At 48.3% G+C, this 16,895-nt stretch carries 12 protein-coding genes; 9 read left to right on the forward strand and 3 right to left on the reverse strand.

What is annotated here, in order from left to right:
* The 3 genes from BFC18_RS01880 to BFC18_RS01890 form a co-directional block, all read left to right on the forward strand.
* Positions 1-807: reverse transcriptase domain-containing protein (locus tag BFC18_RS01880; RefSeq protein WP_245680317.1), on the forward strand; the 807-nt coding region annotated here is incomplete at its 5' end.
* Between the two features lie 234 nt (positions 808-1,041).
* Positions 1,042-3,600, forward strand: coding sequence for a GGDEF domain-containing phosphodiesterase (locus BFC18_RS01885; RefSeq protein WP_170826547.1), 2,559 nt, complete (start codon positions 1,042-1,044; stop codon positions 3,598-3,600).
* A 111-nt stretch (positions 3,601-3,711) separates the two neighbouring features.
* On the forward strand, positions 3,712-5,643 hold the full coding sequence (locus BFC18_RS01890) for a propionyl-CoA synthetase (RefSeq protein WP_281182361.1): 1,932 nt from the start codon (positions 3,712-3,714) through the stop codon (positions 5,641-5,643).
* Positions 5,644-5,754: 111 nt separating this feature from the next.
* Here the strand turns inward: BFC18_RS01890 and BFC18_RS01895 are convergent, their stop codons facing one another.
* Positions 5,755-6,438 (reverse strand): cytochrome b/b6 domain-containing protein, encoded by a 684-nt coding sequence (locus tag BFC18_RS01895; protein WP_070123509.1) that lies wholly within the window; start codon positions 6,436-6,438, stop codon positions 5,755-5,757.
* Between the two features lie 243 nt (positions 6,439-6,681).
* On the opposite strand from BFC18_RS01895, the gene dapB reads away from it, so the two are divergent.
* The 6 genes from dapB (at position 6,682) to BFC18_RS01925 (ending at position 14,986) form a co-directional block, all read left to right on the forward strand.
* Complete coding sequence (dapB, locus tag BFC18_RS01900; protein ID WP_170826548.1) at positions 6,682-7,482, forward strand: 4-hydroxy-tetrahydrodipicolinate reductase; 801 nt, start codon at positions 6,682-6,684, stop codon at positions 7,480-7,482.
* Between the two features lie 279 nt (positions 7,483-7,761).
* Positions 7,762-8,892, forward strand: coding sequence for a glutamine-hydrolyzing carbamoyl-phosphate synthase small subunit (carA, locus tag BFC18_RS01905; protein WP_070123625.1), 1,131 nt, complete (start codon positions 7,762-7,764; stop codon positions 8,890-8,892).
* Positions 8,893-8,905: 13 nt separating this feature from the next.
* A complete protein-coding gene (gene carB / locus BFC18_RS01910) occupies positions 8,906-12,127 on the forward strand; it encodes a carbamoyl-phosphate synthase large subunit (RefSeq protein ID WP_070123511.1) in 3,222 nt (1,073 codons plus the stop codon).
* Between the two features lie 129 nt (positions 12,128-12,256).
* Positions 12,257-12,733, forward strand: coding sequence for a transcription elongation factor GreA (greA, locus tag BFC18_RS01915; RefSeq protein ID WP_070123512.1), 477 nt, complete (start codon positions 12,257-12,259; stop codon positions 12,731-12,733).
* Positions 12,734-12,818: 85 nt separating this feature from the next.
* Entirely contained in the window at positions 12,819-13,817 is a 999-nt protein-coding gene (locus BFC18_RS01920; RefSeq protein WP_139138927.1) for an alpha/beta hydrolase, read from the forward strand.
* A gap of 251 nt (positions 13,818-14,068) precedes the next feature.
* On the forward strand, positions 14,069-14,986 hold the full coding sequence (locus tag BFC18_RS01925; protein WP_070123514.1) for a tetratricopeptide repeat protein: 918 nt from the start codon (positions 14,069-14,071) through the stop codon (positions 14,984-14,986).
* Positions 14,987-14,998: 12 nt separating this feature from the next.
* Here BFC18_RS01925 and BFC18_RS01930 read toward each other — a convergent pair whose 3' ends face one another.
* Positions 14,999-15,442, reverse strand: a complete 444-nt coding sequence (locus tag BFC18_RS01930) for an Hsp20 family protein (protein WP_070123515.1) — start codon at positions 15,440-15,442, stop codon at positions 14,999-15,001.
* A gap of 117 nt (positions 15,443-15,559) precedes the next feature.
* Positions 15,560-16,849 carry a Xaa-Pro dipeptidase gene (locus BFC18_RS01935; RefSeq protein ID WP_070123516.1) on the reverse strand — a complete coding sequence of 430 codons (1,290 nt, stop codon included), beginning with the start codon at positions 16,847-16,849 and terminating at the stop codon, positions 15,560-15,562.
* Positions 16,850-16,895: the final 46 nt, after the last annotated feature.

Genomic DNA, 16,895 nt, shown 5'->3' on the forward strand with positions numbered 1-16,895 from the left:
ATCATAGAAAGCATTAAACGGCGGGTGCGTGATGGTAGCGTGCTGCGCTTAATCAGCCAGTTCTTAACAAGTGGGGTGATGGTTGAAGGCCATTGGCAGCAGACAGACACAGGGAGTCCGCAAGGTGGGGTAATCAGCCCCTTGATAGCGAACATCTATCTGGATGCGTTTGATAAGGAGATGATGCAACGTGGCCACCGCATAGTGCGCTACGCTGATGATATTCTTATCTTGTGTCGCAGTCGTTCAGCGGCAGAGAATGCGCAACGACAAGCGACCCAAATCCTTGAAGGTAAACTGAAGCTGACCGTGAACACAGAGAAAACCCACATCACACACAGTGATGCGGGTGTCAGGTTCCTTGGTGTGGAAATCGGGACGAAATATACCCGAATCCAAGCGAAGAAACTGGCATTGTTCAAAATGAAGCTAAAGGAGATGACAAAACGCAACGGGGGAAAACCGTTGTCACATGTCATCAACAGACTGAATCCACTGCTAAGAGGGTTCAGCCAGTACTTCAGGATTGCCAATGCCAGCAGGGCATTCAAGCAAATCGCGAGTTGGCTGAGACGCAGACTGCGCAGTGTTCAACTGAAGTTATGGAAAAAGGCGAGCCGCCTGCATCGCTGGCTACGACAGCGGGGCTACAAAGGCAAGTTCGCGTCCATGAGCATGACGAGTTGGCGCAGCGCAAGAAGCCCACTGGCAAGCTACGCGATGCCAAACAGCTGGTTTAACGAACTTGGACTGGTGAATCTGGAAGACGTTAGAACGGGAAATGTGCCCAGCAATTACGCTGGATAAACTGTACAGGAGCCGTATACGAGGCCCGTACGTACGGTTCTGTGAGAGGGATGAGGCGGTGATGCCTCACCCTACTCGATGTTTTTAACGGAAAAAAGTCAATCTAACATTAAAGTTTCCCGTGAATTTGAGGAATCAGGTTTCTTTTTCTATGCTTGATCAGACATTGTGTTAAAGAAACCAAGTTTTGCTTGCTGTTTTATTCATCCAAAGGATTTGTAAGGAGAACGACGATTGCTTAGTGAAAATCTGCTACGGGAGCGCTTAGGAAGCGAATATCGCTTCCGTGTCAGTGAGCTTCTAGACTCTCTCGTCCGAAGTACTCCGGCTGAGAATGCATGCATTCTGCACATTCAGGAGCCAATCCCGAAGAACGCAAACATGCCTTCACCACAGACCGCGAAGGTCTTATTTTGGCTACGCGAAAATGCGAGCCTGTGGCCAAATGTATGCGAAGTCACCGAAAACGCCCAGCAAGAACTCGTTGAGGTGAAGCTTGAGAGTACAGCGCGTTGGCAAGGCGTAGCGAGCGCCGTAGAGACCAATGATATTGTGACTGGCAGGCTTTTTATCGCGGTCTTTTTTCCCGACAGTAGCCTAAGCGCACATGATTCCGCCTTCATCACCTTAACCGCAGAAAGGCTGGCAAATCTCGTTGAGTTGGTCATCGGTCGGCAACACGACCATCTCAAACAGTTACAGGATAAGCTTTCTTTATTCGACACCGTTTCAGAAATGGCTGAAACCGGTGGCTGGGATTTTAATATGCCAGAAGGGAGAATGAACTGGACCAATGAAACATATAGATTGTTTGATTTCACCAAAGACTGCCCGATAACCTTGTACCGTGTTCTCGCCTGTTTCTCACCTGAATCAAGGCGAACCCTCATTCGGGCCGTTCGAAATTTGATTGATAAAGGGATTAACTACCAACTTGAACTCCCGGTGGTCACGCGAAAGAAGCACGCCCGGTGGCTAAAACTATCCGGTAAAGCGCAAAAGCGTGATGGTGAGATTGTTCGCCTCTTTGGTTCCGTGCAGGATGTCAGTGAACAAAAACGTTTGTCTGCCACTGAGCAGAACTATATTGAATACTTAAATACCATTCTCGATAGTATTAACGACGCGGTGCTTACTGTAGACGAGTTTGGTACCATCATAACTGCCAACAACACGGTAAAAGAGGTATTTGGCATCGAACCTGATGCTGTTATCGGTGAGGACATTTCGTTTTTGCTGCCGGGAACGCCCGCAGACAAAGACAGTGAATTTGTACATCAACAGTTAAAGCCCGGCGTTGGCGAGATAAATGGTAAAGAGCTGAGTGCGCGGCACAGTCAGGGGAGAAATTTTCCAGTCGAACTGTCTGTTGCGGAAGTCTTCCAATCTGGCTTTTCTCAATTTGTTTGTGTATTTCGCGACATTACAGAGCGTAAACAGGCGCTGGATAGCATTTATAATATCGCGTTTTTTGACGAAATTACCCACCTCCCTAATGTAAAATCCTTTGAGAAAGATCTGCGGAAACTCATCATTGCCGCGGCGGTGTCTGATCAACAAATTTATTGTTGTATGCTGGATATCGACAACTTCTCTCAGTTTAATCTGTCTTTCGGAAAGGAAACCGGCGACTATATTTTGCGTATTTTCGCGGGCAGATTGAAGCGCGCAGTGTCTTCCCGTTTTCAAATTTACCGGGGATTAGGCGATAAGTTTTATATTCTTCACTCACAGCCATTCGCGGCTGAAAAAGATCAGGATGTGATGGAGCTCATCGATACTGTCGAATGGAATGTGCACGCTGAACTTGGACGGGAATTTTCCTTACACGGCCATTCTCAGGTTGTGCCTGCTACGTTAGCTTCTACCTATGTGCACAGTCCAGAGGCGAGTTATGAGAAAGTTGTGGGTATATTAGAGTTTGGTACCAAGCGTGCTAAGCAGCAAGGCCCGGGAGGGCGGATAACCTTAGAACGCAATGAATTCAATGCGTACGACCGGCATAACTATATCAGTCAGAGTTTCAGCCACGCCATCGAAAATAACGAATTTTATTTGGTACTTCAGCCCCAGTTCGACGCGAAAGGGAACATTGTTTCTTCAGAAGCACTATTGCGCTGGAATGAAAAACGGCTGGGATTTATCAGCCCAGGCGAGTTTATCCCTATTGCTGAAGAAAGTGATGCGGTGGTTGATATCGGTTACTGGGTTATCAACGAAGCCTGTCGCCTGTTGTCTGAAATAAATGCAAAGGGTATCGAAACTTCGCTTTCGGTAAATATCAGTGGCCGTCACATTGCTCGAGCAGACTTCTACGACCGCTTACTTCACACCATTTCTGAGTGGCAAATTAATCCGTGCCAATTAATTCTTGAGATCACCGAAACCACATTGGTGACCACCATCGACATTGTGCGTAAACGTATCGAACGCCTCTCTCAACTCGGTTTTTCGTTTTCTATTGATGACTTTGGCACCGGCTACTCAAGCTTAAGTTACCTGAAAGAACTCCCCATCTGTGAGTTAAAAATTGACCGGTATTTCGTTGACGAAATTAACTTCGAAAGCGATAACGCGCCCATAGTGAACACCATTATCGATATGGCAAGCGCGATGGGGTTAAGGACAGTCGCTGAAGGGATTGAAAATGAGATTCAAATTAACTACTTGATGCAGCGCGGGTGCGATATTTATCAAGGGTTTTATCTGTCTAAGCCCATCGAAGAAGATGCGTGGCGGGAGGTCATTATTCGCGCTCAGTCAGCGCAGCTGGCAATCGCCAGCGGCGGGTGAACCTTACCCCTTAAGTTAAAAAATTGCGACATAAGTCTTATGCGGCACTTTGTTGTTTTTATATTAATGTAAATCAAGTTAAAAGTTTTCACTATTGATTACATTAAGCGTATTAAAAATCAGCATTCTCAGAGGCCCACTATGTCGTATGCAGCAGAATATCAGCGCTCAATCGAATTCCCCGAAGCATTTTGGAAAGACAAGGCGCGCGCGCTCTCTTGGTTTACTTTCCCTGAAACCATACTGTCTAAAGATGACAACGGGATCGACAGATGGTTTGCCGATGGCCAGATGAACACTGCCTACATGGCCATTGATTATCATGTCGAAAATGGGCACGGTGAGCAGATTGCAGTTATCTTCGACTCGCCGGTAAGCGGGCAAAAATCCACACTCACTTATCAGCAATTGTTGGATGAGGTGGCGAAATTTGCTGGCGTTTTAAAATCAAAGGGTGTTGAAAAGGGCGATCGCATCGTTATTTACATGCCAATGATCCCCCAGGCTGTTATCGCCATGCTGGCAACTGCCCGGTTGGGCGCTATCCATTCAGTAGTCTTTGGTGGCTTTGCCCCACATGAGTTAGCCGTACGTATTGAAGATGCCCAGCCAAAAGCGCTGGTGACCGCATCTTGCGGTATAGAAGTAGATAAACGCATTCCTTATAAGCCCCTTGTTGATGAAGCCATTGCATTGTCAGCGCACAAGCCTGATTGCTGCATCGTTTTCCAACGCCCGGAAGTGAAAGCCGAACTCAGCGGAAGCGATGCAGACTGGGCAACGGAAATGCAAACAGCACAACCCGCTCAGTGCACACCGGTTAACGGCAGCGACCCTTTATACATTCTCTATACTTCGGGCACCACGGGAAAACCCAAAGGCGTGGTGCGCGACAACGGGGGGCACGCTGTGGCGCTGAAGTATTCCATGAATGCCATTTATAACATGCAACCGGGAGAAGTATTCTGGGCCGCTTCTGATGTGGGTTGGGTTGTCGGGCATTCCTATATTGTTTATGGTCCGCTACTCCATGGCTGCACCACGGTAGTGTATGAGGGGAAACCCGTGCGTACGCCTGATGCCGGCGCGTTTTGGCGAATGACAGAAGAATACGGCATTAAGGCGTTGTTCGCCGCGCCCACAGCCTTCCGCGCCATTCGCAAAGAAGATCCGGAAGCAAATTTGCTGGGGCAATATGATATCTCGTCATTGAAAACCATTTTTATGGCTGGCGAACGATTAGATCCTCCCACCTATTTGTGGACAGTGGATAAAACCGGAAAGCCGGTCGTAGACCATTGGTGGCAAACCGAAACAGGTTGGGCAATTTGTGCCAACCCCACCGGCCTCGAAACCCTTGAGACTAAACCGGGCTCATCAACGGTTCCGGTGCCTGGCTTTAATGTTAAAGTATTGGATCATGTGGGCGAGCCACTGCCAGCCGGAGAGCAGGGGGCCATTGCCATTAAACTGCCTATGCCCCCGGGTTGTTTACCCACTATTTGGGGAGACTGCGAACGGTTTAAACAAAGCTATCTGGAAGCTTATCCGAACTATTACACATCGGGTGACGGTGGTTATAAAGATGATGAAGGCTATATATTTATTATGGGCCGTACGGATGACGTAATTAATGTGGCGGGCCACCGCTTATCAACCGGTGAAATGGAAGAAGTGGTAGCTGCACATCCTATGATTGCTGAATGCAGCGTGATTGGCGTTCACGATAGTCTGAAGGGACAGGTACCCGTGGGGCTGGTGTTATTAAAAGATGGTGCCACCATTGATGAGGAAACGTTGCAAAAGGAACTGGTGGAGATGATGCGCAAGGAAATTGGCCCCATTGCTTGCTTTCAGCGAGCAGTAATCGTTCCACGGCTCCCGAAAACGCGCTCTGGCAAAATACTGCGTAAATTGTTGCGCCAGATTGCCTCTAATCACTTGCTATCTGTACCGTCTACGATTGATGACCCAGCAAGTGTGGCTGAAATTCAGGCAATCATGCAGAAACAGGGGCTAGTAAAGGAAACGTCTGAGGAATAAGCCTTACTTTTCGGGGGAGCACGCACCGAAAATCAAAACTTCTGTAAACACCAAAGCCGCTCATTGAAGCGGCTTTGATGTTTAATTAAGCGACGGATAATGTGAGTACCGTTAGTAATAAAACTCTTCTTCAGCTGCTTCTGGTGGCGCAATTTCTACCACGTAGTACACAACCCCTGCACTGATAAGCGCCGCAATTATCGCCGCAAGTAAACGGGATGATGTAATGCCTTTCTCCGCTGTGGTTTTTTTCCCATGTACCATAGCCGGCGCCAGCCTCTGTTTTTTATAAACAGCATAAAATCCGATGGCGGCGATATGCAGAACAATCACTGCCAAGAGTACGTTAAATACGTTATTGTGCAGAAAGCTCATGGTATCCAGGGTGGCATCTTCAACCGCACTGCGCCAGGGGCCATCAAGAAACACATCGTCAGTCATAAATAACCCGCTAACCGCTTGAATCATGACCAGCGTGATCATAACCACCACCACCCAGCCACCTAGTGGATTGTGACCAGCATGGGCATGGGAGTTTCTGGCAAACAGCGTACTTAAGTAACCAACCACCGCTTTGGGGCCATAAAGGAATTGCCCGAAGCGGGCATAATCTGAACCAACAAAACCCCAGATAATTCGGAAGACGATTAACCCGAGGGTGAAATAACCGAGATAGAAATGCCACTGCATAGCATTATCCATTAACTCTGCGGTGACATATTGGCCAACCAGCGAAAATACTAATAGCCAGTGAAAGAGACGGGTAGGGATATCCCAAATCAACTTTTGTTCCATGTCCAGATTCCTCTGCGCGTTGTTATGTTTGCAAGTTGCTGTCAGTAAATTTCTATATGCAACTACTATTTATATGCAACCAATATTGCCTGATACTTATACTACCAACTCCTGACTGCGGGTATACAAATCCGCGTTATTTTATGCCGCTGGTACGATAACTCGACGCATCTACCTATGAACAATTGAAAATTGTGCTGTGTCAGGCAAAATGCCCGCAAACAGACGATGAATGAAATAAACATGAAAGTAGCAATTTTAGGCGCCAATGGGCGCATGGGCCGGGTGCTGATTGAAGCATTGCGGGAAAACGAAGAGGCATATCTTGCCGTTGCCACCGTGCGTGATGACTCGCCGTGGGTAGGTATTGATGTGGGCGAACTGGCTGGCATCGGTACGCAAGGCGTTTCGTGTTCGGCAGTTTCTACACTGAAACCAGATGATGTGGATGTGGTGATCGACTTCACCCTGCCAGCCGCATTTGATGACAACCTGGCATGGTGCGTTGCCAATAAAAAGCCAGTGGTTATAGGCACTACCGGATTATCAGAGCAGCAACTTATTGCCCTGGATGAAGCCGCGAAGCAAATTCCACTGGTGTTCGCGGCCAATTACAGCGTGGGTGTGAACGTAATGCTGGCGCTGGTTAAACAGGCTGCACTGGCGTTGGGTAACACCGCTGATATCGAGATTCTGGAAGCCCATCATCGCTTTAAGCAGGATGCACCGTCTGGCACTGCCATGGCAATTGGTCAGGCTATTGCCGATACATTGGGTCGAAACTTACAAGAATGCGCTGTTTATGGCCGTGAAGGCAAAGAACCGCCCAGAGAACATAAAACCATTGGTTTTGCGACCGTGAGAGCGGGAGATATTGTGGGTGAACATACTGCATTATTCGCCGATATTGGTGAGCGACTTGAGATCACCCATAAAGCATCAAGCCGACTGACCTTCGCCAAAGGCGCAGTCCATGCGGCATTGTGGCTATCGTCAAGAGAAAATGGCCGCTACGGCATGGACGACGTGATTGGTCTGGCCTGATTATATATTAGATAAATAGGCTTTTCTGAGGTTAGAGAGTAAAAAAGCAAAACATCAGGTGTTTTTCATATTTTTCCAAATTTGAATTAGACGTACCCTGATAACTCCTATATAATACTTGGAATTTGCCAAAATTTAGCGTTTCAGCTTGTCTGAGACGTGTTTATTAGCTGCAAAGTATCGTAAACGGGAAGTAAAATTTTTATTACCTCCCGTTTTTTGTGGGGTTTATTCATGCCACTGAATAAACCGTCGGTTATCCTTAATCTGGAGGTTGACTTGGCTAATTCTGCCCTTTTGGTGTTAGAGGATGGTTCAGTTTTTAAAGGTACGGCTATTGGTGCCACTGGTTCCGCCGTTGGGGAAGTTGTTTTTAATACTTCCATGACAGGCTATCAGGAAATCATCACCGACCCGTCATACGCTGAACAAATCATAACACTTACTTACCCCCATATCGGTAATACCGGTACCAATTCTGAAGACGTCGAAGCAGACAAAATCTGGTCTAAAGGTCTTATCATTCGTGACCTTCCCCTCATTGCCAGTAATTTTAGAAACGAACAAACATTATCTGAGTACTTAGCTGCCAAAGGCGTAGTAGGTATTGCGGATATCGATACCCGTCGTTTAACTCGTATCCTTCGTGACAAGGGTGCGCAAAACGGCTGTATCATCTGCGGTGACGATTTAGACGAAAGCAAAGCGCTTGACGCTGCCAAGGGGTTCCCGGGCTTAAAAGGCATGGATCTGGCCAAAGTAGTAAGCACTAAGGAAGTGAAAACCTGGACCGAAGGTACGTGGGTGCTGGGTGAAGGTTACACCACGCCTGCTGAGGTAAAATACCACGTAGTTGCTTATGACTACGGCGTAAAAAACAACATTTTACGCATGTTAGCAGACCGCGGTTGTAAAGTGACACTGGTGCCGGCGCAAACGCCTGCTGCCGATGTACTGGCGCTCAATCCCGATGGCGTTTTTCTGTCTAACGGCCCTGGTGATCCTGAGCCATGCGACTACGCCATTGAAGCAATCAAAACCATTCTTGAAAAAGACATCCCTATATTCGGTATTTGTCTTGGCCACCAATTGCTGGCGCTCGCCAGTGGTGCAAACACGGTGAAAATGAAGTTTGGTCATCATGGTGCTAACCATCCGGTTAAAGATCTTAAGAAAGGTACAGTGATGATCACCAGCCAGAACCACGGTTTTGCTGTTGATGAAGCCTCGTTGCCAGATAATCTGGAAGTTACTCACGTCTCATTGTTCGATAAATCGCTGCAAGGTATTCATCGTACCGACAAGCCAGCGTTCAGCTTCCAGGGTCACCCTGAAGCGAGCCCGGGCCCGCACGAAGCGGCAGATCTGTTCGATCATTTCATCGAACTTATTGAACAATCGAAACAGTAGGAATTAGCCGACAATGCCAAAACGTACCGACATAAAAAGTATTCTGATTCTGGGTGCCGGCCCTATCGTTATCGGCCAGGCCTGTGAATTTGACTATTCTGGCGCACAAGCCTGTAAGGCACTGCGCGAAGAAGGCTACCGGGTTATTCTGGTTAACTCGAACCCTGCCACTATTATGACTGACCCTGAAATGGCTGATGCAACCTACATCGAGCCAATTCACTGGGAAGTTGTACGTAAAATCATCGAAAAAGAGCGTCCTGATGTGGTGCTGCCTACCATGGGTGGCCAGACTGCGCTGAACTGTGCACTGGATCTCGAACGCGAAGGTGTACTGAAAGAGTTCAATGTAGAACTGATTGGTGCAACTGCAGACGCTATCGATAAAGCGGAAGACCGTGAGCGCTTCGACAAAGCGATGAAATCTATCGGTCTTGAATGTCCTCGTGCTGAAATTGCTCACTCTATGGAGCAGGCCCACGATGTACTTAGCCGCATCGGTTTCCCGTGTATCATCCGTCCGTCATTCACCATGGGTGGTTCTGGTGGTGGTATCGCTTACAACATTGACGAGTTCAATGAAATCTGTAACCGCGGCCTCGATCTTTCTCCTACCAACGAGCTACTCATCGATGAGTCGCTGATTGGCTGGAAAGAGTATGAGATGGAAGTGGTTCGCGATAAGAACGATAACTGCATTATCGTTTGTACTATCGAAAACTTCGATGCGATGGGTGTTCACACCGGTGACTCTATCACCGTTGCACCGGCTCAAACGCTGACCGACAAAGAATTCCAGATTATGCGTAACGCGGCCATGGCCGTACTGCGTGAAATCGGCGTAGAAACCGGTGGTTCAAACGTACAGTTCGGTGTGGATCCGAAGACTGGTCGTATGGTTATCATCGAGATGAACCCGCGCGTATCCCGTTCTTCAGCACTGGCCTCAAAAGCAACCGGTTTCCCGATTGCAAAAGTGGCGGCCAAATTGGCCATCGGTTATACCCTTGACGAACTGGCCAACGACATCACTGGCGGTCTGACACCGGCGTCTTTTGAGCCGTCTATCGACTACGTTGTGACCAAAATTCCTCGCTTTAACTTCGAGAAATTTGCCGGTGCGAACGACCGTCTGACCACGCAGATGAAATCTGTGGGTGAAGTTATGGCGATTGGCCGTAACCAGCAGGAATCACTGCAGAAAGCATTACGCGGTCTGGAAGTGGGCGCTACCGGTCTGAATCCTATCCTGGATCCGGAAGACGACGAAGCCATGAGCAAGCTGAAGTACGAACTTCAGAATCCTGGCGCAGAGCGTATCTGGTACATCGGTGATGCATTCCGCATGGGCATGAGCGTTGACGAAGTGTTCTCTTACACCAACGTTGACCGCTGGTATCTGGTACAGCTGGAAGAGCTGGTTAAACTGGAAAACCAGGTAGCAGAGCAGGGCGTTAGCGCACTGACTGCTGACTTTACTCGTGCATTGAAGCGTAAAGGTTTCTCAGACGCGCGTTTGGCAGAACTGACCAACGTTGCTGAAAGCGACATTCGAGATATCCGTCGTGGTTTCGGCATTTCGCCGGTTTATAAGCGTGTTGATACCTGTGCCGCTGAGTTCTCTACCAGTACTGCTTACATGTACTCTACGTACGACGAAGAGTGTGAAGCGAATCCGTCTGACAAAGAGAAAATCATGGTATTGGGCGGTGGTCCAAACCGTATCGGTCAGGGTATCGAATTCGATTACTGCTGTGTACATGCGGCGCTGTCTATGCGTGAAGACGGTTACGAAACCATTATGGTTAACTGTAACCCTGAAACGGTTTCTACTGATTACGATACGTCAGATCGTCTGTATTTCGAACCAGTTACTTTGGAAGACGTGCTGGAAATCGTTGCGAAAGAACAGCCTAAAGGTGTTATTGTACAGTACGGTGGTCAAACTCCACTGAAACTGGCCCGTGCTCTTGAAGCCAATGGCGTACCCATCATCGGTACTTCACCAGAAGCCATCGACCGCGCTGAAGACCGTGAGCGCTTCCAGCACATGGTTAACAAGCTGGGTCTGAAACAGCCTGCCAACGCAACGGTAACCAACATCGAACAGGCACTTGCACGTGCTGAAGAAATTGGCTTCCCGCTGGTTGTGCGTCCGTCTTATGTTCTGGGTGGTCGTGCGATGGAAATCGTTTATGACCTGAAAGATCTCAAACGTTATCTGAACGAAGCGGTTAAAGTGTCTAACGACGCCCCAGTCCTGCTCGACCGTTTCCTCGACGACGCGATTGAAGTAGATATCGATGCTATCTGTGACGGCACCGACGTGGTTATCGGCGGTATCATGGAGCACATTGAACAAGCCGGTGTTCACTCTGGTGACTCAGCCTGTTCACTGCCTTCACACTCATTACCGAAAGACATTCAAGACGTAATGCGTAAGCAGGTTCGCGACATGGCGCTGGAGCTTGGCGTTGTTGGCTTGATGAACACACAGTTCGCTATCAAAGACGGTGAAGTGTACCTGATTGAAGTGAACCCCCGTGCTGCCCGCACCGTACCTTTCGTATCGAAAGCGACAGGTGTACCTTTAGCGAAAGTTGCTGCCCGCTGTATGGCTGGTCAATCACTGCAGTCTCAGGGTGTGACGGAAGAAATTATTCCACCGTTCTACTCTGTGAAAGAAGTGGTGTTGCCATTCGCGAAGTTCCAGGGTGTTGACCCGCTGTTAGGCCCAGAAATGCGCTCTACCGGTGAAGTTATGGGTGTAGGCGATACCTTCGAAGAAGCGTATGCAAAAGCCAACCTGGGAGCCAGTGCGCCACTGCCCAGAGAAGGTAAAGCATTACTGTCTGTACGTAACAACGACAAAGCGCGTGTTGTCGACTTGGCGAAAGCCATGGTTGAAGCGGGCTTCGAAATTGAAGCGACCAGTGGTACAGCGAAGAGCCTGATTGATGCCGGTGTTGAATGTAGTGTTGTGAATAAGGTGTCTGAAGGACGCCCTAACATCGTTGATTCAATTAAAAACGGTGCCTACAGCTACATCATTAATACCACCGAAGGACGTCAAGCCATTACAGATTCTGTGTACATTCGTCGTGAGGCCTTATTGAATAAGATCACCTATACCACTACGATGAATGCAGCGTTTGCTACGATTCGTGCGAAGTCTGCAGATGACCGAAATAAAGTGTCATCGGTGCAGGAACTGCATGCTCGTATTAAAGGTTAATGACATTTATGTGAAATTGGGGTAACCTACCCAATTAGCATTACAAAAAAGTGCGCCCTTTCGGCGCACTTTTTTTAACTCAGCGATCAGTGGGTCAGGAGACCCAATAAAACAAAGTGAGAATTCCCCATGAGTCAGTATCCGATGACCGCTCGTGGCGCAGAGTTATTGCGCAAAGAATTAAATGAACTGAAAACGGTAACGCGCCCAAGAATTATTAATTCTATCGCGGAAGCCCGTGAACACGGCGACTTGAAAGAGAATGCCGAGTATCATGCAGCCCGTGAAGAGCAGAGTTTTTGTGAAGGCCGTATTCAGGATATTGAAGGCAAATTGTCTAATGCCCAGATCATCGACGTGACCAAAATGGACAACACCGGCAAGGTTATTTTTGGTACCACCGTCACCATTATGAATCTGGAAACCGATGCTGAAACTACTTACCGCATCGTTGGCGATGATGAAGCCGATATTAAAAACAATCTGATTTCGGTCAATTCACCGATTGCCCGCGGTCTGATTGGTAAAGAGCTGGACGACGTGGTGAATATTCAGACACCCGCCGGCACTGTGGAATTTGAAATCACAGAAGTGGAATATATCTGATGTCGAACGTGGAATGCCGCCTGCGGCGTTCCACATTTTTTAGCTACCAGCCATCCGGCTGCAGAGAAGTAACGCGGTACAGGCAGTGAAACACGTATTTTTGCTAGTTGTTTTTATCGCTCTTAGTGGCTGCTCACGGATGGTGGCGGAGCGCATAGAATCTCCCACACAAATTATTCATTACGAACAAGCAACGCTCGATGCCGAGTATGCCCGTTGGGGTGTAATTGAAAAGCGCTGGTGTAGTGAAGTCTCAAATTATTGCATTCCTTACCGCGATGGTGCGGCAGCAATTCAACATCCCCCTTCTTTGTCTTTTTCCGTTTCCCGGGATTTTGGCAATCAATTCAGTTTTCTAAAAGAAGTCACACTCTCCCCTGAAGATGTCGGCGAATTTTCAGGTACCGTTGTACTAATTCATGGCTATGGCGCCAAAAAAGAGAGCTGGATGAACACCGGTTTCTATTTTCAGGCCCTCGGGTTTCGTGTTATTGAACCTGATCTTATGGGGCAGGGTGAGTCTCAGGCACCATTAGGTTTTGGCGTGCGTGATGGTGATCTGTTAGCAGAATTCATTGAGCAGATCATTCCTGTTGCAGATGAGCCCGTTTATTTGGTGGGCCACTCTATGGGCGCATTGGCCGCAGTTAAAACGGCCCGTCAAATGGATGCTATTTCTGGTCTTATTTTGCTTGCACCCATGGATCGTTTCGATCGCGCTACCATTGGCGTGGCACATATGTTCAAACCTCGATTGAGCAAACTGGTTCCAGACTCATCAATTAAGGCCGGCGCCGAGCTAGCGCTTAGCCGTGCTGGCATCACGCTGGAACAAACCGATATGTTTGCTGATTTACCGGCGTTGTCAGTACCCATTCTGACTTACGGCTCGGGTATGGACTTAGCCAGTAACATTCGTCGCACAGAGCGCTGGCAGGGGCTGAATAACGTAACGCGAGTTATAAACAATAATGAAACCCACATGTCAGTGATCGGGATTAGTGACACTGAACATGCAGTGCTTAAAGACTGGCTTTCGCAAACCAGCTTGTTCACAAAAAACCACCTTTCCGCTGGACGCTAATTGTCTGGCAGTTTGTTTGTTGCATTTTCATGCAAACACTTTTCATAAATTAAGGTATACTCCGGCGTTGTTGCGCAGATGGAGTATGCCTGGGCAATTTTAAAAATGGATAACTACACTGTCTCAGGCCGGGCTTTTGCCCGCTATATCACTCTTCACGCTTGAGAGTTTGCCGTTCGGCTATTTCTTGCGCCCTCTGCGTACAGGTAAGGAAGTGAAAACTCAGATGTCTACCTGACCGGGAATGTGTTGTGCTCCACGGTATCCGATTATTTATTTTTTGCTGTACTGGTTTCTCTGCCAGTGCGTTTGCGTTGTCTTATGTAAGCCTGGACGATTGTTTGATAGATGCAGTGGCGTGTCGAATTGAAACGTCAGCGCTACTGAAACATAAAACTGCCGGCGAACGTGATTGGTACATGTTGATGTATTACAACCTCTCGGCACGCTGGGAGCTTGAAAACCTTGATATCTCCATTGATGAAGTGGCAGGCTATGCGAGATTAGAAAACGCCCCCGATGTATTTCGCATTGTCGTTTACACCATTTATGCAAAGAAATTGCTCACTGAGGGAGATACCGCCAACGGTGAAAAATATGTCCGGCTTACCCGTGACTTGATCATGTCCAGCTCTGACCGTTTGCCTGACCCTCGTCGACTCGCTGAACTAATTAATCTGTACAATTACCTGAAACAGTATGAAACGGCCAACGACGTTGCAAAGTGGGCCGTGGACAAAACAGCCAATATACAAAACCCCTACGCGAAAGCACCACTCAATCTCTCGATTGGCCATGTAGCGTGGTTTTTGAAGGACTACCCCCGGGCAATTGAATATTATCGTTTAGTTGTCGACGCCAGTGAGCAAATTGGCGAACCTATGATGCTGGCCTTCGGACAAGCGAATCTCGCTGTGGCACTGCGCAAAACTGAGCAATTTGAGCTGTCTCGTCATTGGTTTGAGCAGGCAATCGCCTCTATGCAAACTGCACTTGGTGAATATCAAAGCAAAGATCTAACCTATCTCAAGTTACGCATTATCGAACTGGATGTTTTGCAGGGACGAGAGGAAGCAGGCCGGGAAGCGCTAGGTCACATTAGTCAGGCAGATGTCCATGAGCATCATCTGCCTATTTATGACAAGTTAGCGCAGCAGTTAATGCCTTAACATCGCTATTTGCTACTCGTTATGGCCCAGCGTATTGCCGCCAATTTGTATGCGGTGCGCTTTTTTCGGTTCAGGAATAATGCGTTCCAAATCAATATGCAGTAGGCCGTTTTCCATATCGGCGGCCAGTACTTTTACGTTGTCGCCAAGTTGGAATTTGCGTTCGAAATTGCGCTCGGAAATGCCCTTATGCAAAAACTTGCGTTCTGTTTGCTGGGTTTGCGCTTTTTTACCCGCAACACGCAAGGTGTTGTCCTGCACTTCTACTACCACTTCTTGCTGGCTGAAGCCTGCTACCGCCATGGTAATGCGGTATTTGTATTCGCTAAGCAATTCAATGTTGTAGGGCGGGTAACTGCTTTGTTTTTCTGCGCGGTTTGCGGCCTCGATTAGGGTGGCAAGGTGATCAGAGCCAATAAAAGAGCGGTAGAGTGGTGTCAGATCGATAGAAGGCATGGGCATATCCTGTTAAGCAATATGGTTTGGTTGTCCCCAAACTGGGCAACAACACGTGTTCGGCGACAGTATGCCAGAAGGTTTCGGGCGATACGAGAGTCGTATCGCCCTTGGCGGTTACATGGCCAGTTGTTTTACAACGTGGCCGTCTTTAATCACCAGGCCAATTTCTTCCATAAGCGACATGTCATCAAGAGGGTTGCCTTTTACGGCTACCACATCGGCTTTACGACCTGCTTCCAGGCTGCCCAGGTTATTTTCTTGCTTCAACAGGGTAGCTGAATTGATGGTTGCCGCCTGAATGGCCTGCATGGGCGTCATACCAAATTTCACCATACGAGCGAATTGCTTGCCGTTATCACCGTGAGGATATACGCCGGCATCGGTGCCGAATACCATTTTTACACCGGCCTTAACAGCTTTACGGAAGTTTTCCCGCTGTACGCTGCCCACCATACGTTCTTTCGCCAGGCTCTCTTCCAGAATACCCGCTTTGGCACCTTCGCCCAGAATGTATTCCGTTACGTATACATCCATTGAGAAATAAGTACCGTGCGCTTTTGCTAGTTCAATGGCTTCATCATCTAACAGGCTCACGTGTTCTACCGAATCTACTCCTGAGCGAATTGCGGCTTTGATGCCACTGGTGCCGTGTGCGTGGCTGGCCACAGTCAGGCCGCGCAGGTGGGCTTCAGTGATGAGTGCTTTCATTTCTTCTTCAGAATATTGTTGCGCGCCCACTTTTGTGCCCTTAGAAAGTACACCTCCGGTCGCGCAGAACTTAATGACATCCGCACCGTATTTGATGTTCTCACGCACTCGTTGACGTACTTCCCACGGACCATCCGCTACACCTTCACTTTTCGCGTGCGCGTCGTATGGCAGCAGGTTATTGTCACAGTGGCCGCCGGTGACACCCAGTGCGGGCCCTGATACAAACATACGCGGGCCTTTAATATCACCATCGTTAATGGCATCACGCAAAGCCACATCGGTAAAGCCCGGCGCGCCTACATTCCGCACGGTGGTAAAACCTGCCATCAAGGTTTTTTCGGCGTGCTTTACACCATACAATAGCGAGCGGGACACCGATGTGCCCAAGGTGGCATAACCGTGATGGTCGGAATCACCGACAAGGTGAACGTGCATATCCATCAGGCCAGGCATTAGCGTGTAGTCGCCCAGTGCCATGGTTTCTGCATCGGCGGGAAGGTCGAGTGCTTGGCGTGCGCCAGCGCCGATGATCATGTCATTGTCGATAATTACTGCGGCGGCGTTAATCACTTTGCCTGATTTCACATCAATCATGCGATCGGCGGTAATTACCAAAGGCTTGGCAAAAGCAAGGGTGCTGGAAAGGACGAGGGCGCTCACAAGCAAACCGGTTTTAAATATTCTGGTTTTCATTTTGGGTATTCCCTGATTTATTCTTAGAACCGAATACTTTACTTAA

This window comes from Alteromonas confluentis (assembly GCF_001757105.1).
GTDB lineage: Bacteria > Pseudomonadota > Gammaproteobacteria > Enterobacterales > Alteromonadaceae > Alteromonas > Alteromonas confluentis.

Coding starts and splice junctions, on each gene's coding strand:
- carB (WP_070123511.1), top strand. CDS start 8,906: ATGCCAAAACGTACCGACATAAAAAGTATTCTGATTCTGGGTGCCGGC.
- BFC18_RS01930 (WP_070123515.1), bottom strand. CDS start 15,442: ATGCCTTCTATCGATCTGACACCACTCTACCGCTCTTTTATTGGCTCT.
- BFC18_RS01895 (WP_070123509.1), bottom strand. CDS start 6,438: ATGGAACAAAAGTTGATTTGGGATATCCCTACCCGTCTCTTTCACTGG.
- dapB (WP_170826548.1), top strand. CDS start 6,682: ATGAAAGTAGCAATTTTAGGCGCCAATGGGCGCATGGGCCGGGTGCTG.
- greA (WP_070123512.1), top strand. CDS start 12,257: ATGAGTCAGTATCCGATGACCGCTCGTGGCGCAGAGTTATTGCGCAAA.
- BFC18_RS01935 (WP_070123516.1), bottom strand. CDS start 16,849: ATGAAAACCAGAATATTTAAAACCGGTTTGCTTGTGAGCGCCCTCGTC.